Origin of the sequence: Frankia sp. CpI1-P (genome assembly GCF_001421075.1) — a bacterium.
Taxonomy (GTDB): domain Bacteria; phylum Actinomycetota; class Actinomycetes; order Frankiales; family Frankiaceae; genus Frankia; species Frankia torreyi.
In genome coordinates, this window is record NZ_LJJX01000029.1 from 1 (window position 1) to 24,933 (window position 24,933).

Below are 24,933 nucleotides of genomic sequence, written 5' to 3' on the forward strand. Positions count from 1 at the left end.
GCCACGAACACCCCGCTCCCAGCACGTACAGAATCGAGTCGATCACCAGGCGTCGGTCGTACTTCAACGGGGCACCACCGCGGCACGGGTCCCGCACGGGCAACAGCGGTCCGATCACCGCCCACTGCCCGTCCGTCAACGACGTGTCGTAGGCGGCCTTACACGAACAGACACACACCGGTCCGATCGTGNCCGGAANCTCCCCGCGGGCACCCCACGACACGCCATCCCACCANNACCATCACATTCCGAACATCCCCAGTTACCCAACACCCTCTGAGGCGGAGCGCTGGCCGGGTGTCCGTCGAGACCGCACCCGGCATCCTCCTCGTCTCGCCCGGCGGTGCGCCGGTCCGATCGCCGGCCGGGGCGTCGGGCCGCGCCGGCCCGGACCGCTCGGAGGGCGTCCCGTTGTCATCGTATGGCTACGAGCGAATGAACGGGGAAGCGATACCTGAATCCGCTTTTGTCTACGGATTCGCTCGCCCGATGGCCAGTCGANCTACGCTTTCGGTAGGCGCTTGGCTGAAGGGATGCGTGGACGGTGTCGAATCTGATCGTTACCGAGGCAAGTGTGACCCAGGCCGCACTTCACGCCAGGGCGGCGGAGCTCACCGATCGGGAGGAGGCCCGCCTGCAGAACCGGACCCGTGGTTCCGAACGGCTGCACGCGCGGGCGACGCGGTCGATGACGTCGGGGGTGCCCTCGTCCTACCAGGTCCGCGACCCGTGGCCGATCTACCTCACCCACGGGCGCGGTTCGCTCGTCTGGGATGTCGACGGCAACGAGTACGCCGACTTCCACAACGGCTTCGGCTCGATGGTCCAGGGCCACGCCNACCCCGCGATCGTGCGGGCGGTGACCGAGCGGGTCGCCCTCGGCACCCATTTCGCCATGCCGACCGAGGACTCGGTCATCGTCAGCGAGGAGCTCGCCCGCCGGTTCGGGCTGCCGCAGTGGCGCTACGTCAACTNCGGCTCCGAGGCGACGATGGACGCCATCCGCATCGCCCGCGGGGTCACCGGCCGCGACACGATCGTCAAGATCTTCGGCTCGTACCACGGCCACCACGACTACGTGATGGTGTCGATCGGCACGCCCTACGACGACATCGGTCCGGCCGACAACATGAACTCCCTCGGCTACGGCGCGGGCATCCCGCAGGCCGTCATCGACCTCACCGTGCCCGTCCCGTTCAACGACGCCGCCGCGATGGAGCGCCGGATCGAGGCCCTCGCCGCCGAGGGCCGCCTGCCCGCCTGCGTCATCATGGAGGCGGCGATGATGAACCTGGGCGTCATCCTGCCCGAGCCCGGCTACCTCGAGGCGGTCCGGGAGATCACCGCCCGGCACGGCATCATCCTGATCTTCGACGAGGTCAAGACCGGCCTGTGCGTCGCGGCCGGCGGCGCCACCGAGCGCTTCGGCGTGCGACCCGACATGATCACGCTGGCCAAGGCCCTCGGCGGCGGCCTGCCNTCGGGCGCCATCGGCGCGACCGCGGAGATCATGGAAGTCGTCGCCTCGGACAGGGTCAAGCAGGTCGGCACGTTCAACGGCAACCCGCTGACCATGGCCGCGGCCCGGGCGAGCCTGCTGGAGGTGCTCACCCCCGAGGCCTACGCGCACCTGGACCGCCTCAACGACCGCCTGATCGCCGGCTGCGACGAGATCCTGGCCCGCCACGGCATCCCCGGCTACACCGTCGGGATCAGCTCCAAGGGCTGCGTGCACTTCACCGACGCGCCCATCCGCGACTACACGTCCTTCATGGCCCACCAGAACGCCGAACTGCCCGAGCTCGCCTGGCTCTACAACGCCAACCGCGGCGTCCTGATGGCCCCCGGCCGCGAGGAGGAGTGGACCCTGTCGGTCCAGCACACCGACGCCGACGTCGNCCGCTACCTCGACAGCCTCGACCAGCTCACCCGCGACCTCACCGCCTGACCCGCCTGGCACGCCTGGCCGGGGTCGCTGATCATCCCTAGAGGGATCGCAACCAGCAACGCCGCCTGGTTGGAGCGGCGATCCGATCGCGGGATGTTGGTGTTCCGCGGAACCGCGCTGCGCGCCTCAGCCCCAGTTTCAGCCCCCAGCTCCGGCGATCGTGGTGTTCCGCGGAACCGCATCGCGCGACCGGGTGGATCCCGTCCGGCGGAGATCGCCGCTGAGTTGTGTACCGGCGGGCTGAGTGCCCACCCGTCGCTGATGATCCGCGGGGCGATCGGAGACGGCGTTCGGCCGGCCCGTTCGGGCTTGAGGAGGGTCAGTGGCCGGTGAGGTGGTCGAGGGCGGGACCGAGGCGGGAGGGGCGGCCGGTGCGGTTCTCGCGGGTGTCGGCGGCCGCGGCGAGCAGGCGGCCGGCGTTGATGCCGAGCCAGCGGGCCGGTTCGGGTTCCCAGGGGCGGCGGCGGTCGACGACCCAGGGGAGCTCGGTGCGAGGGGAGTGCTGGCCGCGGATCAGGTCGGCGAGGGTTCGTCCGGCCAGGGCGGCGGCGGCCACGCCGTCGCCGACGTAGCCGCCGGCCCAGGCCAGGCCGGTGTCGGGGGCGAAACTGACGCCGGGGGTCCAGTCGCGCGGGACGGCGAGAGGGCCGCCCCAGCCGTGGGTGATCCGGGCGTTCGCGGCGGCGGGGAACAGGGTGACCAGGGTGCGGCGGAGGTGCTCGAAGACGGCGGGGGAGGAGTCGAAGGCCGGGCTGGTGCGCGAGCCGAAGTGGTACGGCGCGCCGCGACCGCCGAGGACGATCCGGCCGTCCGCGCTGCGCTGGGCGTAGATGAGCAGCCGGCGCCCGTCGGACAGGGTGACCCGGCGATCCCAGCCGATCTCCGCCCAGACCGACTCCGGCAGCGGCTCCGTGGCGATGATGAGCGAGTAGACGGGGGCGAGGTCGCGGCGCAGGCCGGGCAGGGTGGGGGTGTAGCCCTCGGTGGCCCGCACGACGACGCCTGCCTGGATCTCGCCGTCGGCCAGCACCACCCGACCCGGTTCGATGCGCTCGGCGGGGGAGTGCTCGAACAGCTCGGCGCCGTGGCGCTGCGCCGCCGTCGCGAGGCCGCGGACCAGCTTGACCGGGTGTAGCGCGGCGCACTGCGGATCGAGGATTCCGCCGAGGGCGCCGGGCACCCGGACGAGGCGGGCGGCCTGGTCGGCGTCCAGCCAGCGCGGTGCGGAGTCGACGGCGGGCACGCTCGGGAGGGTTGCGCGGAGGCGGGTGAGCTGGGCGGGGGTGGTGGCGAGTTCGAGGAAGCCGTCCTTGACGAGGTCGCAGTCGATGCCCTCGGCGCGGCAGACGGCGTCGATGTCGTCGATGGTGGCCGCGAGCGGCCCCCGCATCGCCGGCGCCATCGACTGGACGGGGAACAGCGCCGAGCACCAGCCGCCGTTGCGCCCGGACGCGCCGAATCCGGCGATCTCCCGCTCGACGACGGCCACCCGCAGGGTCGGGTCGTCGCGGCGCAGGTGGTAGGCGGTCCACAGGCCGGTGAAGCCGGCGCCGACGATGGCGACGTCGGCGGTGAGCCGGCCCAACAGACGCGGCCGGGGCGTGGGGGCGGGGCCGGCGGTATCCAGCCACAGGGACGGGACGGCGGCTGCGGCGGCGGGACGTCGGCGGCCCGGCATCGTTTCGACCTGCCTTTCTCCGGGGCCGTGCGCCCTCCGCTGGACGGGGCGCGGGTAGCGTGTTTCCGTGGCGTCACGGTCCTTTGTTCACGCTATCCGTGGCCTGAAGTTCGTGTAACCATCGTAATCGTTGTGGTGACATGTCGGGCGGTCGGACGGTCGGGAGACCATCAGCACGAGGAGAGACGTATGGACAAGATCCTCGCCAACTTCGTCAGCGGTGTCTCCAGTCAGACCGCCGGCGGCGAGACGATGTCAATTCTGAACCCGTCGACCGGCGAGCTGTTCGCCGAGGCCCCGCGGTCGGGTCCCGCCGACGTCGACGCCNCCGTCCGCGCCGCGTCCACGGCGTTCGAGACCTGGCGCGACACCACCCCGGCCGAGCGTTCCCGGGCGCTGCTGCGCCTCGCGGACGCGCTGGAGGATCGCGCCGACGAGGTCGCCGCGGTGGAGAGCGCCAACACCGGTAAGCCGCTGCAGCTCACCATCGACGAGGAGATCGGGCCGTCCGCCGACCAGATTCGCTTCTTCGCCGGGGCCGCGCGCCTGCTGGAGGGCCGGGCCGCCGGGGAGTACCTCGCCGGGCACACCAGCTACGTCCGCCGAGAGCCTGTCGGGGTCTGCGCGCAGGTCACGCCGTGGAACTACCCGCTGATGATGGCGGTATGGAAGATCGCCCCGGCGATCGCGGCCGGCAACACGGTCATCCTCAAGCCGTCGGACACGACCCCGGCGTCCAGCCTGCTGCTCGCCGAGATCGCCGCCGAGTTCCTCCCGCCCGGCGTGCTCAACGTCGTCTGCGGGGACCGGGATACCGGGCGGGCGCTGGTCGCGCACCCGGGGCCGGCGATGGTGTCGGTGACCGGCAGCGTGCGGGCCGGCATGGAGGTGGCGCGGGCGGCGGCGGACTCGCTCAAGCGGGTGCATCTCGAGCTCGGCGGCAAGGCGCCGGTCATCGTCTTCGACGACGTGGATCCGGCCGCCGTCGCCGCGGAGATCGCCGGCGCCGCCTACTTCAACGCCGGCCAGGACTGCACCGCGGCGACCCGGGTGCTGGCCGCGCCGGGGATCCACGACGATCTCGTCGCGGCGCTGGCCGAGGCGGCCCGGGGCACCGCGACGGGTTCGCCGGACGAGACCGACGTCGACTACGGCCCGTTGAACAGCGCCGGCCAGCTCGACCGGGTGGGCGGGTTCGTCCAGCGGGCGCCGGAGCACGCCGAGATCCTTGCCGGCGGGGCGCCCCTCGACCGGCCGGGCTACTTCTACCCCGCCACGGTTGTCGCCGGTCTGCGCCAGGACGACGAACTCATCCAGTCGGAGGTCTTCGGCCCGGTCATCACGGTGCAGCGGTTCGACGCGGAGGACACTGCGGTGGCCTGGGCCAACGGCGTGGAGTACNGCCTGGCCTCCAGCGTCTGGACGCGCGATCACGGCCGGGCCATGCGGGTCGCGCGCCGCCTGGACTTCGGCTGCGTATGGATCAACACTCATATCCCGATCGTCGCGGAGATGCCGCACGGCGGATTCAAGAAGAGCGGCTACGGCAAGGATCTGTCCGTGTACGGCCNGGAGGACTACACCAGGATCAAGCACGTGATGAGCAACATCGAGTTCTGAGCTGGGGTGGCCATGACCGTCGGTGCGCCGAGTGCGGGGGCTGGGGGGCTGACCCCGCGGTTCGTCACGGTCCACGGGTATCGGCGCTGCTATCTGCGCGCCGGCCGCGGACCGGTGCTGCTGCTGATCCACGGCATCGGGGACAACGCCCGCACCTGGGGGCCGATCATTCCCGAGCTCGCGCGGCGCCACACGGTGATAGCCCCCGACCTGCTCGGACACGGGGAGTCGGACAAGCCGCGCGGTGACTACTCGGTGGCCGGCTATGCCTGCGGCATGCGTGACCTGCTCACCGTGCTCGGCATCGAGCGGGCGACGGTCGTCGGGCATTCGCTCGGTGGCGGGGTCGCGATGCAGTTCGCCTACCAGTTCCCGGAGCGCTGCGAGCGGCTCGTCCTGGTGTCCACCGGCGGGGTCGGGCCCGATCTGCACCCGGCACTTCGGGCCGCGGCGCTGCCGGGCGCCGGCACGGTGATGTCGCTGATGGGCATCCCGCCGGTGCGGCTCGCCGGCTGGGCCGGACTGCGGACACTGCGGGCACTGCACACCGCCCTCGGCCGCGATGCCGAGGACATCCTGCACGTCTGCGACTCGCTCGGGGTGCCGACGGCGCGGGCGGCCTTCCTCCGGACGCTACGAAGCGTCGTCGACGCCCGCGGGCAGGCCATCACGATGCTCGACCGCTGCTATCTGGCCGCCGGGATGCCGTCGCTGATCGTCTGGGGCGACCGGGACGCGGTGATCCCGGTCGATCACGCCCGGATCGCGCATGCGGCCATGCCCGGAAGCCGGCTGGAGATCTTCTCCGGTGCCGGGCATTTTCCCCATCACAGCGATCCCGCGCGCTTCCGGCGGGTTCTCGAGGATTTCCTGGCCACGACCAGGCCGGCGAGCCACTCGCCACGCCAATGGCGGATGCTGCTGCGCGAACACGGCCGGGAGGAGCGCACCCCCCGGCCGATGGACGATCCCGGCATCCCGGCCTCGCCCACGGCGGCTGCCACGACCGGCACCGAGAGCACCGGCACCGAGACGAACACCGGCACCGAGACGAACACCGCGATCGAGACGAACACCGCGATCGAGACAAACTACACGATCGAGACGAAAACCGGCACCGTGAACGCCACCACCGCCGAGTCCCCCCGTTCGGGGACGTCGCGGGTGGGGAAGCCGCGGGTGGGGGCGTCGCGGGTAGGGGAGCGGCCGTCGCGGGGCACCGGCCGGGGCGGGCCGCCCGATCCGGGCGCACCCGTCGGCTGAGGGCTCGCGGGCCGGTATCAGGCCGTTTCGGGTTCGACCTGGCCGGCGTCGCGCACCGCGGTTCGGTCTATGCCCTCGCGGCCGCGGATGGACGGCTAAGCGATGGGTGGGCCGGAAGGCCCCCGGACAGATGCGGTCATGCCTTCTCGGCTGAACCGCTCTCCTCGACGCTCTTCGTCACCGGGAAGTTCCCGGGGTCGACGGAGATCCTGCCCACTCGTACCTTGTGCATGGTCGCCTGTTCGGGCCACCCGGCGTTCGGATGATGCACAGCCTTCGGCGCGGGTCTGCATTAACAGGTCGCCACCCGCTATCGTGGAGTTCNACGGGCAGGCCGACGTCAATATGGCCTATCCTTGGTGGCGTAACACCAAAGTCCTCAAATCTCGGAGGTCGACCCTTGGCACGCCGTGCACGACTCAGCTGGCCGCAGGAACGGCACCAGGCGAGTGAAGTGGTTGTCAGCCGGGTTGACCCCGGGCGGGGCTGGACGCTGGAGCAGGCCCGTGACCTGGTGCGACAGGGTTACTCCGTCGANCATGTGGCGGAACGCACCGGGTTTCCGGAGCAGATGCTGAAAGTCGCCGAGGAGGACTGAGCGGAGTCGCCCGTCATCCGGGTGTCAGGAAAGTGCCACGGTGAGCCATGGTCGCCCACCGTCGTCAACCGCGCGGTAATCGCTTCTGCGGGCCAATCCATCGGGCCGGTCGGCCGATCTTTCGTGGCCACTCTCCGTCGGTGGTCCCTATAGCTACCTCAAGCCAACCTAACCGTCGACGATATGACGGTGCGCCGGAGTCAGGTCACGCTGCGCACAACGCAATGGGCGACTACGTCGGCTTCGTCAACCAATTCGCCCCGATGCGCCGCCCGTGCTTCCGACTCATCCGCTGGTCCGACGCTATGCTGCTGGTCCGGCGCTATGCCGCAGCGGAACCGGTGACCCGCACCAGCCGCGCCAGATGGTCGCTGTAGACCGCGTCGAGCCCGTATCCGGCCAGGCGTACCAGCGTGCTTGTGCTCTGCGCATCCCAACCGAACGCGGCGATACCGAGGTCGTGCAGAACGCCGACGATCCCGGCGCGCGGGGGCGTCCATTCCCGGGTCCGGAGGTTCAGCGCGGCCACCCCGGCGGCGCGCAGCCGCTCGCCGTAGGTGCTGATCCCGCCACCATCCATCACGGTGCGCATCGACGTGGAATTCACCAGGCGCACGTCCGGGTCACGATCCCGGAAGGCGGCGAGCTCCGGGAGGTTCCCGCACAGCCACAGCCGCCGGGCCGCCGAGCTTCCGCCCGCCCGCCGGGCCACGGCGACCACGGCGTCCGCCGCGGGCGCCCAGCCACCGGGCGGCCCCTTCAGATCGAGGCTGAACTCGAACGACGTGCCGAGTTCGGCGTAGAACGCGGTCAGCGACGGCACCCAGCCGGGCAGCCGGTCGGCGGTCAGATCGCTGATCCGCCGCCGCCGGCCAGGCGGTCCGAGCACCCCGTCGTGGTGCAGCACCGCCACCCCGTCCGCGGTCAGCCAGGCGTCCGACTCCAACCCGCTGGCCCCGCCGGCCAACGCACGGCGGAACGCGGGCAGGGTGTTCTCCCGTTGGTGCGGGGCCGGCGCCCCGCGATGCGCGAAGCCGATCACCGGCCGCCACTCATCTCCGTCATCCGACTGTCAGGACCGTCCGGTGTAACCCGGCGGGGCGCCACCGGGGCGCCCCGTGGCTGCGCGGGGACTCAGGGGTTGAAGGAACGCAGCGCGACGTCGTGCAGGTGGCCGTTGGTCGTCAGCACGGTGCCGTGGCCCGGGCCGCGGCGGCCGGCCAGGTCGGTGAACCGGCCGCCGGCCTCCTCGACGATGACCTGCAGCGCCGCCATGTCCCACAGGGACACCTCGGGTTCGCAGGCGAGGTCCACCGCGCCCTCGGCGACCATCATGTGCGACCAGAAGTCGCCGTAGGCCCGGGTCCGCCAGACCTGGTCGGCCAGGTGCAGGAACTGGTCGAGCCGGTCCGCGGTCCGCCAGCCCTCCACCGAGGCGAAGGACATGAACGCGTCCGCCAGCCGGCCGACCGAGGAGACCTTGAGCGCCCGGGTGTCGCCGGTGGCGTCCCGGGTGAACGCGCCGGTGCCCCGGGCTCCCCACCAGCGCCGGCTCATCGCNGGTGCGCTCGCCACGCCGACGACCATCTGGCCGTCCACCTCCAGGCCGAGCAGAGTGCCCCAGACCGGCACGCCACGCACGAAGTTCTTCGTCCCGTCGACGGGGTCGAGGATCCAGCGCCGCCGGGCACCCGCGCCGACGAGCCCCTCCTCCTCGCCGAGGACGGCGTCCCCCGGCCGGGCGACGGCAAGCCGCTCACGGATCATGGATTCGACGGCGGTGTCGGCGTCGGAGACCGGGGTGTTGTCCGGCTTGGATTCGACGTGCAGATCGACGGCTTGGAAACGGGAAAGAGTAATCCGATCGGCAGCGTCCGCGAGACTCAGCGCGAGCGCGAGATCGTCGGCGACGGCAACGGCGTCGATGTCCTCGGTCGATTCGGTGCCCACGGAGGTGGGGTTAGGCGGGGTCACGCCTGCGAGACTACGAGCCGAGCCCCCTGGCGCGTCGGTGACGCGGACGGCAGGCCCCGCGTGGCGGGAAGAGTGTGACGAATCTCGCGAGCTGCATTCTCATAGGGGGGTTCCGCGGGCCGCCAGCAAGCGGCGAAGGCTCGCGAGCCGGGCGGCGTCGGCCTCGCCGTCGCGCACCGCCGAGTCCAGCGCGCAGTCGGGCGACGGGGCGAGATGCTCGCAGCCGGGCTGGCAGTGCTCGGCCGCGGCGGCGAGGTCGGAGAAGGCCCGCAGCACCCGGTTCGGTGCCACCGCGCCGAGGCCGAACGACCGGACCCCCGGTGTGTCGATCACCGTCCCGCCTCCCGGGAGCAGCAGCGCCACGGCCGCCGACGACGTGTGCCGGCCGCGGCCCGTCACGGCGTTGACCTCGCCGATCGCCAGGTCCGCGGCCGGCACCAGCCGGTTGACCAGGCTGGACTTCCCGACCCCGCTGTGGCCGAAGAACACGCTGACCCGGTCGGTCAGNAGCGCCAGCAGCGGGTCGAGGTCGCAGTCCGGCTGGGTCGTCAGCACCGGGAATCCCAGCGGCCGGTACAGCTCGATCAGCGGCGCGGGGTCGGCCAGGTCGGTCTTGGTCAGGCACAGCACCGGGGACAGTCCGCCGTCGTAGGCGGCGACCAGGCAGCGGTCGATGAGGCCCGGCCGCGGCACCGGATCGGTCACCGAGCAGACGATGACCAGGATGTCGGCGTTCGCGACGATCGGCCGCTCCGCCGGGTCGGTGTCGTCGGGCGTGCGCCGCAGGACGCTCGTGCGCTCCTCGCGGCGCACCAGCCGGGCCAGCGCCCCGGACGTCCCCGAGACGTCGCCCACCAGCGCGACCCGGTCCCCGACGACCACCGACGTGCGGCGCATCGACCCGCCGCGCACCGCGGCGACCAGCCGCTGCGGCGTCGGGCCCGGCCGGCAGGTGTAGCGGCCACGGTCGACGCCGACCACCACCGCCGGCACCGCCTCGGCGTGGTCGGGCCGCTCCCGGGTCCGGGGACGCGAGCTGCGCCCCGGTCGCACCCGGACATCGTCCTCGTCCAGTTCGCGGGCCATCGGCTAGCCCCTAGCCCGGTTCGCCGCGTCGCTCAAGCTGTCAGGGCTCAAGCTGTCAGGGCTCAAACTGTCAGGGCTCAAACTGCCAGGGCTCATTCCGCCAGGGCTCATCCGGCCAGCATCGCCGTCCACATGCGGGGGAAGTCCGGCACCGTCTTGCCGGTCGTCGCGATGTCGTCGATGACGATCCCCGGCACGACCAGGCCCACCACCGCGTACGCCATGGCCAGCCGATGGTCGCCGCGCGGGTCGAGGCGCGCGCCGCGCAGGGGCGCCGGCTCGATCGCCAGCCCGTCGTCGGTCACCGTGATCCGTGCCCCCAGACTGCCGAGCTCCTGGGCGAGGGCGACGAGCCGGTCGGTCTCGTGCAGGTGCAGGTGCCCGATGCCGCGCAGCCGGGACGGCGAGTCGGCGAGGACGGCGAGCGCGGTCAGGACGGGCGCGGCCTCCCCGAAGTCGCCGAGGTCGACGTCGATCCCGTGGATCCCGCCGCCGCCGCTGACCGCCAGCCCCGCTGCGGTGCGCTCGGTCGTGGCGCCCATCGCCGCCAGCAGCGTGGGGAGCATCCGACCGGGCTGCTCCGTCGCCTCGGGCCAGTCCGGCACCACCACCCGCCCCCCGGTGGCGACCGCGGCCGCGAGGAAGGCCGCGGCGCTGTTCATGTCCGGCTCGATGGCCCGGTCGGCGGCGGTGAGCTCGCCGGGCTCCACCCGCCAGCGCCGGCTGCCGTCGGTGCCGGGCGGCGCGACCTCGACGACCGCGCCCGCCGCCCGCAGGTCGGCGACCGTCATGTCCAGGTAGGGGCCCGACGGCAGGCGCGCCCCGCGGTGCACGACCGTGACCCCGGCGTCGTAGCGGGGGGCGGCGAGCAGCAGGCCGGAGACGAGCTGGCTGGAGTCGGAGGCGTCGACGGTGACCTCGCCGCCGGGCAGCCGACCGCGGCCGCGCACGGTGAAGGGCATCCGGTCGCCGTCGATGTCGGCGCCGAGCCGGCGCAGCGCGCCGAGCAGCGGAGTGAGCGGCCGGTCGCGCATGCGGGCGTCGCCGTCGAACTCGACGTCGCCCTCGCGCAGGGTGGCCAGGGCCGGGGTGAACCGGGCGACGGTGCCCGCGTTGCCGCACTCGGCCCGCGTGCCGGCGGCGAGGCGCGCGGCCGGCACGGGTCGCACGACCCAGTCCGGCCCGTCGGTGCTGATCTCGGCACCCAGCGCGCGCAGCACCCCCGCCATCAGCAGGGTGTCGCGCGAGCGCAGGGCGCCGCGCAGCCGGGACGGCCCGTTCGCCAGGGCGGCGAGAACGAGCGCCCGGTTCGTGCCGGACTTCGCGCCGGGCACCGGGACGACAGCCGTCACGGGGCGCTGCGCGGTCGGGGCCGGCCACGGGTCGGACTGCGTGCCCGTGGCCTCGGGGCCGGTCAGGATGCTCACCATGACAGCATGCCGGATGGTCGGCCGCCCCCGGCGCCGGCGGTACCGGACGGGCCGATGAATCATGTGCGCCGTGAGTACCCGGCGCTCGGCGCCACCGAGCTGGCCGCGCTGGTCCGCGCCGGGCTGATCGCCCCGCAGGCCCCGGTCGAGGCGGCCCTGACCCGGCTGCGGGAGACCGACGGCGCGCTGCGGGCCTTCACCTCCTGTTGGCCGGCCTGGGCCGCGTACCGGGCCAGCCTGGTCAGCCGGGCGCTCGCCCGCGGCGCCGAGCTGCCGCTGGCCGGTGTGCCGATCGCGGTCAAGGCGGGCAGCGACGTCACGGCGCCCACGACCCGCCGGCTGCTCGCCGCGGGGGCCATCGTGATCGGGGCGACGGCGGTGCCGATCCGAACGGCGCATCCCTGGCAGACCTGGGGGCACACCACCCGCGGCCCGACGGTGAACCCGTGGCGGCCCGATCGGGTGCCCGGTGGATCGTCGGCGGGCTCGGCGGTCGCCGTGGCCAGCGGAGTCGTTCCCCTCGCGACCGCCGCTGACGGCGCCGGCTCCACCCGCATCCCCGCGGCCTGGTGCGGCGTGGTCGGGCTCAAGCCGACCAACGGCCGCTTCCCCGGCCCCGACCGCGCCGGCCTGACCGTGCCCGGCCCGATCGTCCGCCACGCCGCCGACGCGGCGGCCTGGTGGGCGGTCGTCGCCGGCGCCAGCGAGGTGCCGCCGGTGGTGCCTCCCGGGGGCAAGCGGGAGGGCGGGCGGCTCGGAATCGCCGTCTGGTCGTCGACGCTTGGCTTCGCCAGGCCCGAGCCGGAGGTGGTCGCCGTGAGCCGGGCCGCCGCCGACCGGCTTGCCGCCGCGGGCGTGCTGGCCTGGACGGACGTGCCCGTCGAGCTGCTTGACCCGGAGGCGGCGTGGACCGCACTGAGAGCGGCGTCAGCGGGCCCGGGGACGGCGGCTGCCGGGACTGCGGCCGCTGGGACTGCGGCTGTCGGGACTGCGGCCGCTGGGACTGCGGCCGCGTCAAACGCCGCGGCGGTGCGCGCGCATAACGACCGATGCCTCGCGGGCGTGCTTGCTCGGGCGGACGTGCTGCTCACGCCGACAACGCCTAACCGGCCGCATCCGCATGCGGGCCCCGGCGAGGTCCGCAGCGTGAGCCTGACCTGGGCATTCAATCTCAGTGGGCAGCCGGCGGTGAGCGTGCCCGCGGGTTTCACCGCCGACGGCTGCCCGGTCGGGCTGCAGATCGTCGGCCGTCATGGCGAGGAGGGCCGTCTGCTGCGCCTCGTCGCCGCACNGGAACGGCTCGTCCCCTGGCCGTCGCCGGCACCGGACCGGTGGACCGGTTAGGCGGGCCGGCGGGCCGAGGCGATCAGGTGGATGCCGATGGACTCGCCCTCGCGCTCGGCGGAGAGCTCCACCTCCGTGCGCACGAGGGTGGGAAAGCAGGAGACGTCCTCGGCCACGGCCCGCTTGACCGCCTCGGCGGACAGCACCGTGCGCGGCCGGATCCAGTCGACGACGAAGCCGGCGCTGGTCAGCAGCGCCCGCAGCTCCTCCGGCCAGAAGCAGCGGGTGATGGTGCCGTCCTCGGCGGGAACGAGCACCACGTCGGCGCGGGGGACGTCGGACAGCTCCGCCCAGCGATGCTGCTCGGCGAGGCGGGCGAGGCCGAGCAGCAGCGAGTCGACGCAGAGCNGCAGCCGCCCGCCCGGGCGCAGCATGCTGTGGATCTCGTCGAGGGTGGTCTCCGTGGCCAGGCAGAACGACAGTGCCCGTGCCTCGGCGAGCACCGCGTCGAACGAGACGGGGGAGAACCAGTCCAGCGAGCGGGCGTCGCCCACGACCGGCAGCAGCGCGCCCGGGCCGGCGGCCGGCTCGGCCGGCTCGGCCTGGGCCACCACCCGCACGACCTGGTGACCCGCGGTCACCATCTGGCGGGCGAAGCGGGCCCGGGGGCCGGAGACGTCAAGCACCCGCGCCGGCTGCGCCGGCAGCCACTCCCGCAACTGGGCCGACGCGACCTCCTCATAGAAGGCCCAGTACGGATCGTCACTGTCGGCCGGAGCCTCGCAGACCAGGGTGTTTGCTCGTCCACGGGGCGGGCCTGGGTCGGCGTCGAGGCCAGGCAGCATGAAGCTTTCCTACCCTTCGGGAGGCAATGATGCGAGGCAAGTCACACACTCAAGGTGGAAGTCTGACAGATTCTGCGCCCGACCACGCCGTGTCCTTCCCTGCTGTGTCGGATCGATGCGCGCCGGTCCCGCCACCCCCTGACGCCGGCCCCGGACCTACGTCCGGTGACGGTGCCTGNGGGGCTGACGGTGCCTGCGGAGCTGATGGTGCCTGCATAGCTGTGGACGGCGGGCGGCTGCGGGTGGTTCCCGGGATCGGCGAGTCGACCGTCGTGTTCCTGCACGGGGCCGGCAGCGGCGTCGACACGCCCCTGTTCGACGCGCTGGCCGCCCGGCTGGGCGCCGCCGGGGTGCGGGTCGCCCGGCTGGAGATGCCCTACCGGGTGGCCGGGCGCCGGGCGCCGGACCGACCGGCCCGCCTCGACGCGGTGGCCACCGCCGCGATCGAGGCGCTCGGGACGCCGCGCCCGCTGGCCCTCGCCGGGGTGTCGATGGGCTCGCGGGTCGCCATGCGGGTCGCCGCCGGGTCCGGCGCGTGCGGGGTGCTCGCCCTCGGCTTCCCGCTGCGGCCGCCGGGCACCACCGCGAATGGCGGTCCGAAGCCGTCGCGACAGGGGGAGCTCGACGGCGCCGGCGTGCCCGTCCTCGTCGTCCAGGGCGACCGGGACACCTTCGGCCGACCGGAGCCGGATCCGGCGCTTGACCGGCGGGTGCACCTCGTCGCGGGCGGCGACCACTCCTTCCGGACCCGGGTGCGGGACGGCCGGCCGGCCGGCGAGGCCGTCGCCGAGGCCGCCCGGATCGGTGCCGCATTCCTGCTCGACCGAATGGGCCCGTCGGGCCCGGGGCGGGAATCAGCCGCGGGGTGATCGGCGTTGACGTCGTTGTCTCACGAGGTCACGGAGGTCTCATGACTCCTGCGAACGCCACGCACCGGCAGCCGTCGGCGCAGTCGCGACATGTCCCACAATGGCCCCCTGTGGCCGTCGTGCCGATGCGCGCCGAGACCGTGGTCGGGGTATCGTCCGCTCCGGAGAGACGGTCCGGTTCCGTCCGACCCGAAACCCGGAACGCGGAGTGGGCCGTTGCACAGCGTGACGGTGAGGGAGTGATCCTGGTCGACGAGACCACCGAGGAGCGGGGCGCGCGGTTCGAGCGCGACGCCCTCCCGTACCTCGACCAGCTTTATGCGGCCGCCCTGCGGATGACCCGCAACCCGGCCGACGCGGAGGACCTCGTCCAGGAGACCTTCGTCAAGGCGTTCGCGGCCTTCCATCAGTTCCAGGAGGGCACGAACCTCAAGGCGTGGCTCTACCGGATCCTCACCAACACCTTCATCAACACCTACCGCAAGCGGCAGCGGCAGCCGTTGCAGAGCCCGACCGAGCAGGTCGAGGACTGGCAGCTCGCCGAGGCGGAGTCGCACACGTCCAGCGGCCTGAAGAGCGCGGAGACCGAGGCGCTGGAGCACCTGCCCGACAGCGACATCAAGGACGCGTTGCAGGCGTTGCCGGAGGATTTCCGGATGGCGGTGTACCTCGCCGACGTCGAGGGCTTCGCCTACAAGGAGATCGCGGAGATCATGGGAACGCCGATCGGGACCGTGATGTCCCGGCTGCACCGTGGACGACGCGGTCTGCGCAAGTCCTTGGAGCAGTACGCGGCGGGTCGTGGGCTGGTGGGCGCCGGGTCCGCCGACGGCGAGGGTGGTGCGTCGTGAGCTGCGGTGGTGAGCACGAGATCGACTGCCGGAAGGTGTTGGACGCGGTCTTCCTGTACCTCGACGGTGAGTGCGACGGCGGCCAGCAGAACCTCATCCGGTCGCATCTCGACGAGTGCTCCCCGTGCCTGCGCGAGTTCGGCGTGGAACACGAGGTGAAGATGCTCGTCGCCCGCAAGTGCGGCGGGGAGCGAGCGCCGGACTCGCTGCGGACCAGTGTCCTGGCCCGGCTCCGGTCGGCCCGGGTGGAGGCGGACGCCACGGAGTTCCGGCCCGAGTAGGGCGCCGGTAGCCCGGCCGCGAGGCCGCCCCGCTTCACTGCCCCGCTTCACTGCCCCGTTTCATCGAACGCGAGCACCCGCCGTGACGGCGCCTGGCCGCCACGGCGTTCGCGGTCACCTGGTGTACAGGAAGTGCACAGGAGTGCGGGCTAGTGTCCTGTCTCGTGCGCATCCTCGTCACCGGCGCGGCCGGCTTCATCGGTTCCACCGTCACCGACCGGCTGCTGGCCGACGGTCACAGCGTCGTCGGCGTCGACGACCTGTCCACCGGCCGCCTGGCCAACCTCACCGCCGCGGCGGCGGACCCCCGCTTCTCCTTCGAGCAGCTCGACGTCACCTCGCCCGAGCTGCTCGCCCTTGCCGACCGGGTGCGACCCGAGGTGGTCGCCCACCTGGCGGCCCAGATCGACGTCCGGGTCAGCGTCGCAGACCCGCTGCGCGACGCGCGGCAGAACGTGCTCGGCACGATCAACGTCCTCGAGGCCAGCCGCCTCGCCGGCACGTCCAAGGTCATCCACACGTCGTCCGGCGGGTCGATCTACGGTTCGCCCGCGCGGTTGCCGGTGGACGAGACCGCGCCGGTGGCGCCCGAGTCCNCGTACGCCGCGGGCAAGGCCGCCGGCGAGCTGTATCTCAACGTCTACCGGGCCACCCACGGCCTGGCTTCGACCGCCCTGGCGCTGGCCAACGTCTACGGGCCGCGGCAGGATCCGCACGGCGAGGCGGGCGTCGTCGCCATCTTCGGCACGGCCATGCTGGCCGGCCGGCCAGCGAAGATCTTCGGTGACGGCACCGCGAGCCGGGACTACGTGTTCGTCGGCGACGTGGCCGAGGCGTTCGCCCGGGTGCTGCCGGTGGACGCCGCCGCCGGCAGCCGGCTCAACATCGGCACCGGCGTCGAGACCAGCGTCCGGGAGCTGCACAGCCGGATTGCCGCCATCATCGGCGCGCCCGACACCCCGCTGCGGGCGCCGGCGCGTCCCGGCGAGCTGGCCCGCATCGCCCTGGCCGTGGGCCTGGCCGAGCGGCTGGTGGGCTGGCGACCCGAGGTCGACCTCGACGCGGGCCTGGCGCGGACCGTCGCCTGGCTGCGCCGGCAGACCGTCGCCGCGGCCTGAGCGGCGCCTGGCGGCGGGCCGTGCGCGCACGGCCCGCCGAGCTGGTCAGGTGTTCAGCGCTGCCTCGGTGTCCGGGGCTGCTCAGGTGTTCGGGCGCTTGCCGTGGTTGGCCTTGCTCTTGGCCCGCGCGCGCCGCTTGCGCTTCTTCTTCGCCATGGCGTCCTCCCCTCCGTCAATCGAATGTGGAGTCATCGTGCCAGCCCGGGCCGGCGGGTGGTGACCGACCTGCCCGCGGGGCCCTCACCCCCGCCGTCCGTGTCGCCGTCCGTGGCGTCGTCCGCGTCCCGCCTGTTGGCCGCGTCCCGCCTGTCGGCCGCACGGTGGCCGTCGCCCCCGCCGTCGCCGACCTGCCCGACCAGGTGGACGTTCCCGGCGGACCCGGCCTCGGGGACCACCACGGCGCCCCTGCGTGAGCCGCCGTCGAGCACGTCGTTCGCGTAGGGATGAACGTCGGGCTCATCCCAACCAGCGTGGTCGTCGTGACCTGGCTGGTCGTCGTCGGCGAGGCGCTCGTCGTGGCCGAGCCGGTCGTCCTGACCGAAGTGGTCGTCGGAGCCGATCAGGCCGTCCGCACCGCCGTACCNCGCCGGCGGCGCGCCGGCCAGCGCCGCCTGGCGTCGGGCTCGCAGCGTGCGCCAGGCCCGCACCGGGGTCACGGCACCGAACAGCCCGAGCGCCGCGGCCATCGCGACGTCGCCGATGCTCACCACCGCCGGCGCCCCCGGAAAGGGCAGCGGAATGATGTCACTGAGCAGCCGCAGGCTCGTGCCGTCCCCGGCGGGGGTGTGGAAGGNCGAGGTGAGGATGTCGTCGATCGAAACGCCGGCCCGGCCCGCGCCCCACAACGACACCGGCATCTGCCCGCCGTTCGCCGTGATGACGGCGGCGTTGGCGATGATGCCGGTCACCAGCAGCCCGAGCCCGGGCAGTCGGTTGTTCATGCCGGCGAACAACGCGGCAAGCACCGCCGCCACGATCCAGGCGGGGCTGTGCAGCGCCGGGACGAGCCCGCCCACCGCCAGTACCAGGACCACCGCGGCGAACAACCACGGGCGCAGGACGTGGACGCGGGCGAGGGCGCCGAGGGTTCCGCCGCGGGCCAGGCCGACGCCCAGCCCGCACACCAGGGTCAGCACGAGAAGTACAAGCACATCCGTAGTCTGCGGGGTTACGCCGGACAGTCCCAACACCGGGCGGTCGAGTCGCCTCTGTGCTGCGGTGCGAACACACCTGTGGGCGCAGGGCAGTTGGTCCGGGTGACCGGGGGCACTAGGCTCTTGCCAGGTTCGACCCGCCGCTGAAGGGAGCCCGATGGCCGAGGAAGTCCNCGCGGAGATGGTGGCCAACGTCTGGAAGGTCGTCGTCGGTGTGGGTGACCCGGTGGCCGCCGGTGACGCCCTCGTCATCCTCGACTCCATGAAGATGGAGATCCCGGTGATCAGCGAGGATGGCGGCACGGTCGCCAGGATCGCGGTCCAGGAGGGCGATGTCGTCCAGGACGGCGACCTGATCGCCGTGGTCGAGCCGGTCGCCGCGGGCTGAGCCCCGCCCGGTTTCATCCGGGGTTGAAGTACCCGGGCCGGTCCATCCGGCCCGGTTCATCCCGGTTCATGCCGGCCCGTTCGGGCCGGCCCGTTCCGCCCGGCGCCCGGCGTGACCATCGGGCCCGCCGGGATCCGCGGCGAGCCGCTTGCGGGTCGGCCCCGCCGTCGGCTACGGGCTGCGTCGTGCCATGCCCTAAGCTGACGTTCGTGGACGCTTCGTTCTGTGACCGTTGCGGTCAGTTGGCCAGTGTGGGCAGTCATGAGGCGTGCGNGCGGGCCCGTGAGCTCGAACCCCCGCGTTACTGCCGGGTCTGCCGGCGGCGGATGGTGGTGCAGGTGACCCCCGCGGGCTGGTCGGCGCGCTGCACCGAACACGGCCTCAAGACGGCCACCAACGCCTGATTCCGCCCCGCCCGCCCCCCGCCAGCCCGCCCCCGGCCAGGGCCCGCGCCGCGCGCGAGCCGGCCGGCCGGAGACGGGCGCAGTCCTACAGCGTGGCCTGCAGCGACTTGATCGGCATGCTCAGGTCGGCGAGCATCTTCAGATCCNACTCGGCCGGCCGGCCCAGCGTCGTCAGGTAGTTGCCGACGATCACGGCGTTGATGCCGCCGAGCATCCCCTGCGCCTCCAGATCGCCCAGGGTGATCTCCCGNCCGCCCGAGTAGCGAAGGATCGTCCGGGGCAGAGCCAGCCGGAACGCGGCGATGGCGCGCAGCGCGTCGCGCGGCTGCACCGGCGGGTAGTCGCCGAAGGGGGNACCCGGCCGCGGGNTGAGGAAGTTCAGCGGCACCTCGTCGGGCTCCAGCACGGCGAGCTGGGCGGCGAGCTCGGCCCGCTGCTCCAGCGACTCCCCGACCCCCAGGATCGCGCCGCAGCACAGTTCCATGCCGGNCGCGCGCACCATCTCGCAGGTCTCCCAGCGCTCCTCCCAGCTATGGGTGGTGACGACCTTGGGGAAGTGCGAGCGGGACGTCTCGAGATTGTGGTTGTAGCGGTGCACACCGATCGCGGTGAGCTCGTCGACCTGTTCCTGGGTCAGCATGCCCAGCGAGCAGGCGACATTGATCTCGACGGCCGCGCGGATGGCCGCGACCCCCTCGCGGACCTGGGACATGAGCCGGGCGTCGGGTCCGCGAACGGCCGCGACGATGCAGAACTCGGTGGCGCCNGTGGCCGCGGTCTGGCGGGCCGCCTCGACCAGCGAGGGCACGTCGAGCCACGCCGAGCGCACCGGCGAGTCGAACTTGCCCGACTGCGAGCAGAAGTGGCAGTCCTCCGGGCAGCCGCCCGTCTTCAGGCTGATGATGCCCTCGACCTCGACCTCCGGCCCGCACCAGCGCATCCGGACCTCGTGGGCGAGCGCGAGGGCGTCGCCCAGGTACTCGTCGGGCAGCCGCAGGACGGCGAGCACGCCAGCCTCGTCGAGCCCCCGCCCGGCCTCGAGCACCTCACGCCGGGCGTGGGCAAGCAGAGCGGCCGGGTCCTGCCCGGCGGCGGCCGGCGCCGGCGGTGGCACCGTCGCCGGGGCGGTGTGCGCGGTCACGGGTGCGGTCACGGGGGCCTCCAGGCGGGACGTCGGCAGAGGAGATGCGCTCGGTGGTGGTGGGTCGGCTCGTCGTCGGGTGGGCTGATCGAACCGGTGTCTCGGTTCGGCTTGTCCGGTTTGCTAGTTGTATTGGGATTTGTCGATATTCGCGGGTGGGCTTGTCGTCGGATCGGTCGGAGCGCGCCCTCCATTGTCGAACCCGCGCCCGTTGCGCCGCCCGGTTTTCCCGCGCGACGTCGGGCACGTTCGTCACCCGCGTCCGTCCTCCGTGCATCCAGCGGGCCGGCAGTCGGCAGCCGCCGCCGGCCTCCGCCGGCCATCGGCTCCGCCAGCCATCGGCTCCGCCAGCCATCGGCTCCGTCGCCGCCTACCGCCTCCTACGCTCCCTTGCCTTTCTACAGGGACAATGCGGACGGGTAGGCCTGTGGAAACGCAAGGGAATCGCCCTATAGGGGGTGGCGTGCACGGAACTGCCGTGCACGGAAGGTACCGCCGAGGGCGGGTTCGAGTGACTGCCGGGCCGTCGCCAGGAACTCGGGCCGGCTCAGCAGGGCGGCGCCCGCCGGCAGGGCCCCGGCCAGCGGTCGGCCGGCCAGGTCGGTCAGGTCGGTCAGGTTGCTGCGGCAGGCCAGGTCCGGCTCGCGCGGCCAGGATCCGATGACGACGCCGGCGAGGTCGAGGCCGCGGTGGGCCAGCGCCTCCAGGGTCAGCGCGGTGGCGTTCAGCGCGCCGAGTCCCGCCGCCGTCACGACGAGCACCGGCGCCGCGAGCAGCCGGGCGAGATCGGCCAGGGTCGCGCCGTTGTCGTCGTAGCGCACCAGCAGACCGCCGGCCCCCTCGACGAGGACGAGGTCGTGGTCGGTGGCGAGCTTGCCGATCCGGGCCGCCACGTCGCCGAGGTCGACGGCGGGTCGTCCGGCCCGGCGGGCGGCGGCCGCCGGCGCGAGCGGGTCGGGGTAACGGGCCAGCTCGTGGACGTCGCGGATGCCCGCGAGCCCGGCGACCAGATCGACGTCTCCCAGCTCGTCGGGCCGGACCCCGGTCTGCGCCGGCTTGACCACCGCGACGGCGTGGCCGCGGTCGTGGGCGAGCGCGGCCAGCGCCGCGGTCACCACCGTCTTGCCGACCTCGGTGCCGGTACCGGTGATCACCAGCAGCGTCACCGGGCGGGCACCTCGGCGGCGAGGACCCCGGCGGCGGCGAACGCCTCGGTCGCGAGTGTCAGGTCGGCGTCGCTGAGATCGGCGCGGGCGGCCAGCCGCAGCCGGCTCGTGCCCGCGGGCACCGTCGGCGGCCGGAAGCAGCCGACCGCCACCCCGTGCGCCAGGCAGGTCGCCGCCGCGGCCACCGCCGGCTCCGGCTCGCCGACGAGGACCGAGACGACCGCGCCGGCCGGGCGCGGCGCCCCGGTGAGCGCGGCGAGCTCGCCGGCGCGGCGCCGGACCGCGGCGGGCAGCTCCGGATGGGCCCGCAGGTGCGTCAGCGCCGCCAGCGCCCCGCCGACGCTCGCCGGGGCGAGGCCGGTGTCGAAGATGAAGGCGCGGGCCGTGTCGATGAGGTGCTCGCGGACGGCCGCCGTGCCGAGGACCGCGCCGCCCTGGCCGCCGAGTGCCTTCGACAGGGTGACCGTGGCCACCACGTCCGGCTGGCCGGCGAGCCCGGCGGCGGCCAGCGCGCCGCGTCCGGCCGGGCCGACCACGCCGAGCCCGTGCGCCTCGTCGACGACGAGAACCGCCCCGTGGGCGCGGGCCGTGGCGTGCAGCTCGGCGAGGGGAGCGGCGTCGCCGTCGGCGGAGAACACCGACTCGGTCACCACGAGCGCGCGGCGCCAGCCGCCGGCGGCGAGGGCGGCGGTCACGGCGGCGACGTCGCCGTGCGGAGTGATGGCCACCCGCGCCCGGGACAGCCGGCAGGCGTCCACGATCGAGGCATGGTTGAGCGCGTCGGAGACGATCAGGTCGCCGGGGCCGGCCAGCCCGGTCAGGCAGCCCAGGTTCGCCGTGTAGCCGGAGGAGAAGACCAGCGCCCCGGCGAAGCCCACGTGGTCGGCGAGCGCCGCCTCCAGCTCGCCGTGCAGGGCGGTCGTTCCGGTCACCAGCCGGCTGCCGGTGGATCCCGTGCCCCACTCCCGCAGGGCGCGCGCCGCCCCCTCGACGATCGCGGGATGGCGGCCGAGGCCGAGGTAGTCGTTGCTGGCGAGGTCGACGCGAACCTGGGAACCATCCGCGGNGGGCGTCAGGGTGCGCGGGCGCAGCCGGCGGCGCAGGCCAGCCACCTCGCGGCTCCAGGCATGATCGGCAAGCCAGGCCAGCGGATCGGCCGCGGGCGGGTCGCCGGTGGGCTCGGTGGTGGTCTTCGCTACGCTTGCGGCGGTTTGTGGCTCCGTGCGCGTACCGGGAACCACGGCCGCGGCGGCGTTGTCGACGGTCACGACGGCGAGCGTACGGGCCCGGAGGGTCCCGCGGGGGTGCCCGCCANCTCGCAGCCCCGGTCCGTCTGGCAGTCTGCGACCCGTGGGAACCCTCGCCGACATGCTGCGCGCGAGCACGGATCTCAGCGACGACGACATCGACCACCTGCACGCGCTCGTCGCGGACTGGGCTCTGCTCGCCGACCTCTCCTTCGCTGACCTGCTGCTCCTCGTGCCCGTCCGTTCCGGTTCGGGTTCGGGCCGGGGCCATACCAGCGGGACGGAGTTTCTCGTCGTGGCCCAGGTCCGACCCACGACCGGCCCGACCGCCTACCACAACGACGAGGTCGGCAGCGTCGTCATCAACCGGTGGGTGGTCCAGAACGCCTNGCGGGAGCACCGCATCGCCCGGGAGGGCGAGCCCGAGTGGGACGGCGGGGTGCCGGTGCGGACGGAGGCGATCCCGGTCCGCCACGGCGACGAGGTGATTGCCGTGCTCGCCCGCGACACCAACCTGGTCAATCCCCGCACCCCCAGCGATCTGGAGTCCTCCTACCTGCAGGGCGCCAACAACCTGGCCCTGATGATCGCCGAGGGTGCCTTTCCGTTCCGCGGGAGCTCGGCCGAGCTGCCGGAGTCACCCCGGGTCGGCGACGGGATGATGCGGCTCGACGGTGCTGGCAAGGTCATCTTCGCCAGCCCGAACGCGCTGTCGGCGTACCGCCGCCTCGGCTACACCGGCAACGTCACCGGGGAGGACCTGCGCACGGTGCACCGGGCGCTGAACCTGCCCGCGACCACGCCCGCCGTCTGGCATGCGATCGGCCGGCGCCGGCCGGTGGAGGTCGAGGCCGGGGTCGGCAGCACGGTGGTGATGTTGCGGGCGATCCNGCTGTTCCCCGGGTCCACCCGGGAGGTGCTCGTCCTCGTCCGGGACGTCTCGGATCTGCGTCGGCGGGAGGCGCTGCTGCTGAGCAAGGACGCCACCATCCGTGAGATCCATCACAGGGTCAAGAACAATCTTCAGACGGTGGCCGCGCTGCTGCGGCTGCAGATGCGTCGGACCAAGGTCGACGAGGCACGATCGGCCCTGCGGGAGTCGGTGCGCCGGGTGACCTCGATCGCGGTTGTGCACGAGACGCTCTCGCAGAGCCTGGGCGAGAGCGTGCCGTTCGACGAGATCGCCGACCAGATCACGTCGGTGACCGTCGACCTGGCGTCCACCGGTGNGCGGGCGAACACCCGCAGGTCGGGTTCCTTCGGGCGGCTGCCCGGTGAACTCGCCACGCCGCTGGNCCTTGTGCTTTCAGAGCTTCTGCAGAATGCTGTAGAACATGCGTTCGATGGCTCGGCGGGTTCGATCGAGATCCGCGTGCAGCGCCTGGTGGACCGGCTGGACGTCGTCGTCGCCGACGACGGGGCCGGCCTGCCGGAGGACTTCCAGCTCGAGCACTCGCCCCGGCTGGGGCTGCAGATCGTCCGTCAGCTCGTGCTCGGTGAGATGCACGGCACCATCCGGCTGCAGGCCGGTCCGGAGCGCGGCACCGAGGCGCTGCTGTCCATCCCACTTTCTGAAAGTTGAGTGTTTAGGGCGCGCGCGGGGGTATCCCCCAGGTTGTGTCCCTCGCTCGCGGNTGGTGTGGCGATGTCCCGCGCCCGTGGGCGGGGGGCGAAGGGGTCGTGGCGGGGGCCGAAAACATTACGGCCGCCCCGTCCGCGTCGCGCCGCATCGCTGCGGCGGACGCGCGGACAGAACGGCCGATGCTGCTGCCAGCCACCCCCGTGCCCGGGCACGGGTCATGGCATGGCGTCGTGCGGGGACCGCTGTGGTCCGCCGATAGTGCGAGGTCCGGCGGNCAGGATCTACCGCGGGTGGTTGGGGTGATGCGGACGTGGCACGTCCTTGGAGCCCCCCGGTCCTCGGCGCTGGGCCACCGGGGGTCGTGCACTCAGGCGGTTCGCACCCGCAGACGGACCTGGCGCTTGAGCGCCCGGCGTTCGTCCTCGCTCAACCCGCCCCAGACCCCGGAGTCCTGCCCGGTGTCCAGTGCCCAGTTGAGGCAGTCACTGGTGACTGCGCACCGCGCGCAAACGGCCTTTGCCTCTTCGACCTGGCGTTCCGCCGGACCGGTAGTACCGATCGGGAAGAAGAGCTCGGGATCCTCGTCACGNCAGAGCGCTCTGTGGCGCCAGTCCATGCGTCCAACTCCCTCTCTCGTCTCGGGCCACACTGCACATGAGACGCTTTGCGAGCCGCTACGGTTGNGCCGCGGATGAAAATTAAGTGAGCAGGTTGTCTGCTCGGCCCCGTCGGCGGGCCGTGGAGCGGGTTCCTGGCTGTCGGTGAGCCCGGGTGCACGTGNATCCACCTCGGACATTCGCCACCCTCCCACCGGAACGGGCAGGGGCGCAAGAACCTGCAACCGTCTTCACACCCTGCCTGGCCTGCACTTGTCCGGCAGGGACACAGATGGGCCACGGGGTGCGACCGTCTCCGACGGTTGCTGAAGCGCCACAGAAGTCCTGGTTGACAGGGGATGNGGTGNCATGGGCCGGCTGTCGTCGGGTCGGTTTGCGAGGCACACGGC

Annotated in this window: 18 protein-coding genes and 26 pseudogenes; 22 read left to right on the forward strand and 22 right to left on the reverse strand. The window is 73.1% G+C overall.

Features of this window, described 5'->3' with window-relative positions; translation table 11 throughout:
* Positions 1 to 178 (reverse strand): transposase (locus tag FF86_RS67085; protein ID WP_199865762.1); only part of this gene is annotated, 178 nt, incomplete at its 3' end.
* A gap of 119 nt (positions 179 to 297) precedes the next feature.
* Between FF86_RS67085 and FF86_RS36125 the strand changes: the two genes are divergently transcribed.
* From FF86_RS36125 to FF86_RS52035, 5 genes and pseudogenes are all read left to right on the forward strand, one after another.
* On the forward strand, positions 298 to 501 hold a 204-nt coding region (locus tag FF86_RS36125; protein ID WP_206778980.1), incomplete at its 3' end, for a hypothetical protein.
* Between the two features lie 43 nt (positions 502 to 544).
* Positions 545 to 838: pseudogene (locus FF86_RS52020) on the forward strand (aspartate aminotransferase family protein); the annotation flags it as partial.
* Position 839: 1 nt separating this feature from the next.
* Positions 840 to 974 (forward strand): annotated as a pseudogene (locus tag FF86_RS52025) (hypothetical protein); the annotation flags it as partial.
* Position 975: 1 nt separating this feature from the next.
* A pseudogene (locus FF86_RS52030) lies at positions 976 to 1,479 on the forward strand (aminotransferase class III-fold pyridoxal phosphate-dependent enzyme); the annotation flags it as partial.
* Position 1,480: 1 nt separating this feature from the next.
* A pseudogene (locus tag FF86_RS52035) lies at positions 1,481 to 1,898 on the forward strand (aspartate aminotransferase family protein); the annotation flags it as partial.
* 369 nt (positions 1,899 to 2,267) lie between these two features.
* Here FF86_RS52035 and FF86_RS18890 read toward each other — a convergent pair.
* Complete coding sequence (locus tag FF86_RS18890; protein WP_044885337.1) at positions 2,268 to 3,626, reverse strand: FAD-binding oxidoreductase; 1,359 nt, start codon at positions 3,624 to 3,626, stop codon at positions 2,268 to 2,270.
* Positions 3,627 to 3,815: 189 nt separating this feature from the next.
* On the opposite strand from FF86_RS18890, the gene FF86_RS52040 reads away from it, so the two are divergent.
* The 5 genes and pseudogenes from FF86_RS52040 to FF86_RS18900 form a co-directional block, all read left to right on the forward strand.
* Positions 3,816 to 3,953, forward strand: a 138-nt coding sequence (locus FF86_RS52040) for a hypothetical protein (protein ID WP_242419064.1), incomplete at its 3' end; no start/stop codon positions are given.
* 1 nt (position 3,954) lies between these two features.
* Positions 3,955 to 5,027, forward strand: a pseudogene (locus tag FF86_RS18895) (aldehyde dehydrogenase family protein); the annotation flags it as partial.
* A gap of 1 nt (position 5,028) precedes the next feature.
* Positions 5,029 to 5,196, forward strand: a pseudogene (locus FF86_RS52045) (aldehyde dehydrogenase family protein); the annotation flags it as partial.
* 1 nt (position 5,197) lies between these two features.
* Positions 5,198 to 5,246, forward strand: a pseudogene (locus FF86_RS62740) (hypothetical protein); the annotation flags it as partial.
* Between the two features lie 12 nt (positions 5,247 to 5,258).
* A pseudogene (locus tag FF86_RS18900) lies at positions 5,259 to 6,251 on the forward strand (alpha/beta fold hydrolase); the annotation flags it as partial.
* 1,178 nt (positions 6,252 to 7,429) lie between these two features.
* Here the strand turns inward: FF86_RS18900 and FF86_RS18910 are convergent.
* The 6 genes and pseudogenes from FF86_RS18910 to aroA form a co-directional block, all read right to left on the reverse strand.
* A complete protein-coding gene (locus tag FF86_RS18910) occupies positions 7,430 to 8,149 on the reverse strand; it encodes a glycerophosphodiester phosphodiesterase (RefSeq protein ID WP_044885340.1) in 720 nt (239 codons plus the stop codon).
* 92 nt (positions 8,150 to 8,241) lie between these two features.
* Positions 8,242 to 8,667: inositol monophosphatase family protein (locus tag FF86_RS52050; protein ID WP_304438160.1), on the reverse strand; the 426-nt coding region annotated here is incomplete at its 5' end.
* A 1-nt stretch (position 8,668) separates the two neighbouring features.
* Positions 8,669 to 9,081, reverse strand: a pseudogene (locus FF86_RS52055) (inositol monophosphatase family protein); the annotation flags it as partial.
* Between the two features lie 99 nt (positions 9,082 to 9,180).
* Positions 9,181 to 9,588: GTPase RsgA (gene rsgA / locus FF86_RS52060; RefSeq protein ID WP_242419048.1), on the reverse strand; the 408-nt coding region annotated here is incomplete at its 5' end.
* A 1-nt stretch (position 9,589) separates the two neighbouring features.
* Positions 9,590 to 10,167 (reverse strand): annotated as a pseudogene (gene rsgA, locus FF86_RS52065) (GTPase RsgA); the annotation flags it as partial.
* 107 nt (positions 10,168 to 10,274) lie between these two features.
* A complete protein-coding gene (gene aroA / locus FF86_RS18925) occupies positions 10,275 to 11,597 on the reverse strand; it encodes a 3-phosphoshikimate 1-carboxyvinyltransferase (RefSeq protein ID WP_044885343.1) in 1,323 nt (440 codons plus the stop codon).
* A gap of 54 nt (positions 11,598 to 11,651) precedes the next feature.
* On the opposite strand from aroA, the gene FF86_RS18930 reads away from it, so the two are divergent.
* Positions 11,652 to 12,888 (forward strand): amidase (locus tag FF86_RS18930; protein ID WP_242419049.1); only part of this gene is annotated, 1,237 nt, incomplete at its 3' end.
* 49 nt (positions 12,889 to 12,937) lie between these two features.
* Here FF86_RS18930 and FF86_RS52070 read toward each other — a convergent pair.
* Positions 12,938 to 13,289: pseudogene (locus FF86_RS52070) on the reverse strand (methyltransferase type 11); the annotation flags it as partial.
* 1 nt (position 13,290) lies between these two features.
* Positions 13,291 to 13,726: pseudogene (locus FF86_RS52075) on the reverse strand (class I SAM-dependent methyltransferase); the annotation flags it as partial.
* Between the two features lie 179 nt (positions 13,727 to 13,905).
* On the opposite strand from FF86_RS52075, the pseudogene FF86_RS52080 reads away from it, so the two are divergent.
* From FF86_RS52080 to FF86_RS52090, 5 genes and pseudogenes are all read left to right on the forward strand, one after another.
* Positions 13,906 to 14,595 (forward strand): annotated as a pseudogene (locus FF86_RS52080) (alpha/beta family hydrolase); the annotation flags it as partial.
* A gap of 41 nt (positions 14,596 to 14,636) precedes the next feature.
* Positions 14,637 to 15,446: a sigma-70 family RNA polymerase sigma factor gene (locus FF86_RS18945; RefSeq protein WP_242419050.1), complete on the forward strand. Its 810-nt coding sequence runs from the start codon at positions 14,637 to 14,639 to the stop codon at positions 15,444 to 15,446.
* Positions 15,443 to 15,727 carry a mycothiol system anti-sigma-R factor gene (rsrA, locus tag FF86_RS18950; RefSeq protein WP_044885346.1) on the forward strand — a complete coding sequence of 95 codons (285 nt, stop codon included), beginning with the start codon at positions 15,443 to 15,445 and terminating at the stop codon, positions 15,725 to 15,727. The genes FF86_RS18945 and rsrA overlap by 4 nt, the downstream gene beginning before the upstream one ends.
* A 164-nt stretch (positions 15,728 to 15,891) precedes the next feature.
* On the forward strand, positions 15,892 to 16,323 hold a 432-nt coding region (locus tag FF86_RS52085), incomplete at its 3' end, for an NAD-dependent epimerase/dehydratase family protein (RefSeq protein WP_242419066.1).
* A gap of 1 nt (position 16,324) precedes the next feature.
* Positions 16,325 to 16,845: pseudogene (locus tag FF86_RS52090) on the forward strand (NAD-dependent epimerase/dehydratase family protein); the annotation flags it as partial.
* A gap of 81 nt (positions 16,846 to 16,926) precedes the next feature.
* On the opposite strand, the gene FF86_RS67090 reads toward FF86_RS52090, so the two are convergent.
* The 3 genes and pseudogenes from FF86_RS67090 to FF86_RS52100 all read right to left on the reverse strand — a co-directional run.
* Complete coding sequence (locus FF86_RS67090) at positions 16,927 to 17,001, reverse strand: 50S ribosomal protein bL37 (RefSeq protein ID WP_369299096.1); 75 nt, start codon at positions 16,999 to 17,001, stop codon at positions 16,927 to 16,929.
* 428 nt (positions 17,002 to 17,429) lie between these two features.
* Positions 17,430 to 17,638, reverse strand: a pseudogene (locus FF86_RS52095) (DUF5317 family protein); the annotation flags it as partial.
* A gap of 1 nt (position 17,639) precedes the next feature.
* Positions 17,640 to 18,035, reverse strand: a pseudogene (locus tag FF86_RS52100) (DUF5317 family protein); the annotation flags it as partial.
* 138 nt (positions 18,036 to 18,173) lie between these two features.
* Here FF86_RS52100 and FF86_RS18965 point away from each other — a divergent pair.
* Positions 18,174 to 18,387: pseudogene (locus FF86_RS18965) on the forward strand (biotin/lipoyl-binding carrier protein); the annotation flags it as partial.
* Positions 18,388 to 18,876: 489 nt separating this feature from the next.
* Here FF86_RS18965 and FF86_RS62745 read toward each other — a convergent pair.
* The 8 genes and pseudogenes from FF86_RS62745 to FF86_RS18980 all read right to left on the reverse strand — a co-directional run.
* On the reverse strand, positions 18,877 to 18,937 hold a 61-nt coding region (locus FF86_RS62745; protein ID WP_255355843.1), incomplete at its 5' end, for a hypothetical protein.
* Position 18,938: 1 nt separating this feature from the next.
* Positions 18,939 to 19,041 (reverse strand): annotated as a pseudogene (locus FF86_RS52105) (biotin synthase BioB); the annotation flags it as partial.
* A gap of 1 nt (position 19,042) precedes the next feature.
* A pseudogene (locus FF86_RS52110) lies at positions 19,043 to 19,145 on the reverse strand (biotin synthase BioB); the annotation flags it as partial.
* Between the two features lie 15 nt (positions 19,146 to 19,160).
* A pseudogene (locus FF86_RS52120) lies at positions 19,161 to 19,280 on the reverse strand (biotin synthase BioB); the annotation flags it as partial.
* Position 19,281: 1 nt separating this feature from the next.
* Positions 19,282 to 19,557 (reverse strand): annotated as a pseudogene (locus tag FF86_RS52125) (radical SAM protein); the annotation flags it as partial.
* Position 19,558: 1 nt separating this feature from the next.
* Positions 19,559 to 19,944, reverse strand: a pseudogene (locus tag FF86_RS52130) (biotin synthase BioB); the annotation flags it as partial.
* A gap of 437 nt (positions 19,945 to 20,381) precedes the next feature.
* Positions 20,382 to 21,098, reverse strand: coding sequence for a dethiobiotin synthase (gene bioD / locus FF86_RS18975; RefSeq protein WP_044885349.1), 717 nt, complete (start codon positions 21,096 to 21,098; stop codon positions 20,382 to 20,384).
* Positions 21,095 to 22,164 (reverse strand): 8-amino-7-oxononanoate synthase (locus FF86_RS18980; protein WP_242419051.1); only part of this gene is annotated, 1,070 nt, incomplete at its 5' end. The genes FF86_RS18980 and bioD, both read right to left, overlap by 4 nt.
* A 302-nt stretch (positions 22,165 to 22,466) precedes the next feature.
* Between FF86_RS18980 and FF86_RS52140 the strand changes: the two genes are divergently transcribed.
* From FF86_RS52140 to FF86_RS52155, 5 genes and pseudogenes are all read left to right on the forward strand, one after another.
* A partial coding sequence (locus tag FF86_RS52140) for a histidine kinase N-terminal domain-containing protein (protein ID WP_242419067.1) occupies positions 22,467 to 22,734 on the forward strand: 268 nt, incomplete at its 3' end.
* A gap of 1 nt (position 22,735) precedes the next feature.
* Positions 22,736 to 23,235: pseudogene (locus FF86_RS52145) on the forward strand (histidine kinase N-terminal domain-containing protein); the annotation flags it as partial.
* Between the two features lies 1 nt (position 23,236).
* Positions 23,237 to 23,574 (forward strand): annotated as a pseudogene (locus FF86_RS62750) (histidine kinase dimerization/phosphoacceptor domain -containing protein); the annotation flags it as partial.
* Between the two features lies 1 nt (position 23,575).
* Positions 23,576 to 23,640 (forward strand): annotated as a pseudogene (locus FF86_RS67095) (hypothetical protein); the annotation flags it as partial.
* A gap of 1 nt (position 23,641) precedes the next feature.
* Positions 23,642 to 23,927: pseudogene (locus tag FF86_RS52155) on the forward strand (ATP-binding protein); the annotation flags it as partial.
* Positions 23,928 to 24,294: 367 nt separating this feature from the next.
* Here the strand turns inward: FF86_RS52155 and FF86_RS18990 are convergent.
* Positions 24,295 to 24,516, reverse strand: a 222-nt coding sequence (locus FF86_RS18990; protein ID WP_242419052.1) for a WhiB family transcriptional regulator, incomplete at its 5' end; no start/stop codon positions are given.
* Positions 24,517 to 24,933 lie beyond the last annotated feature (417 nt).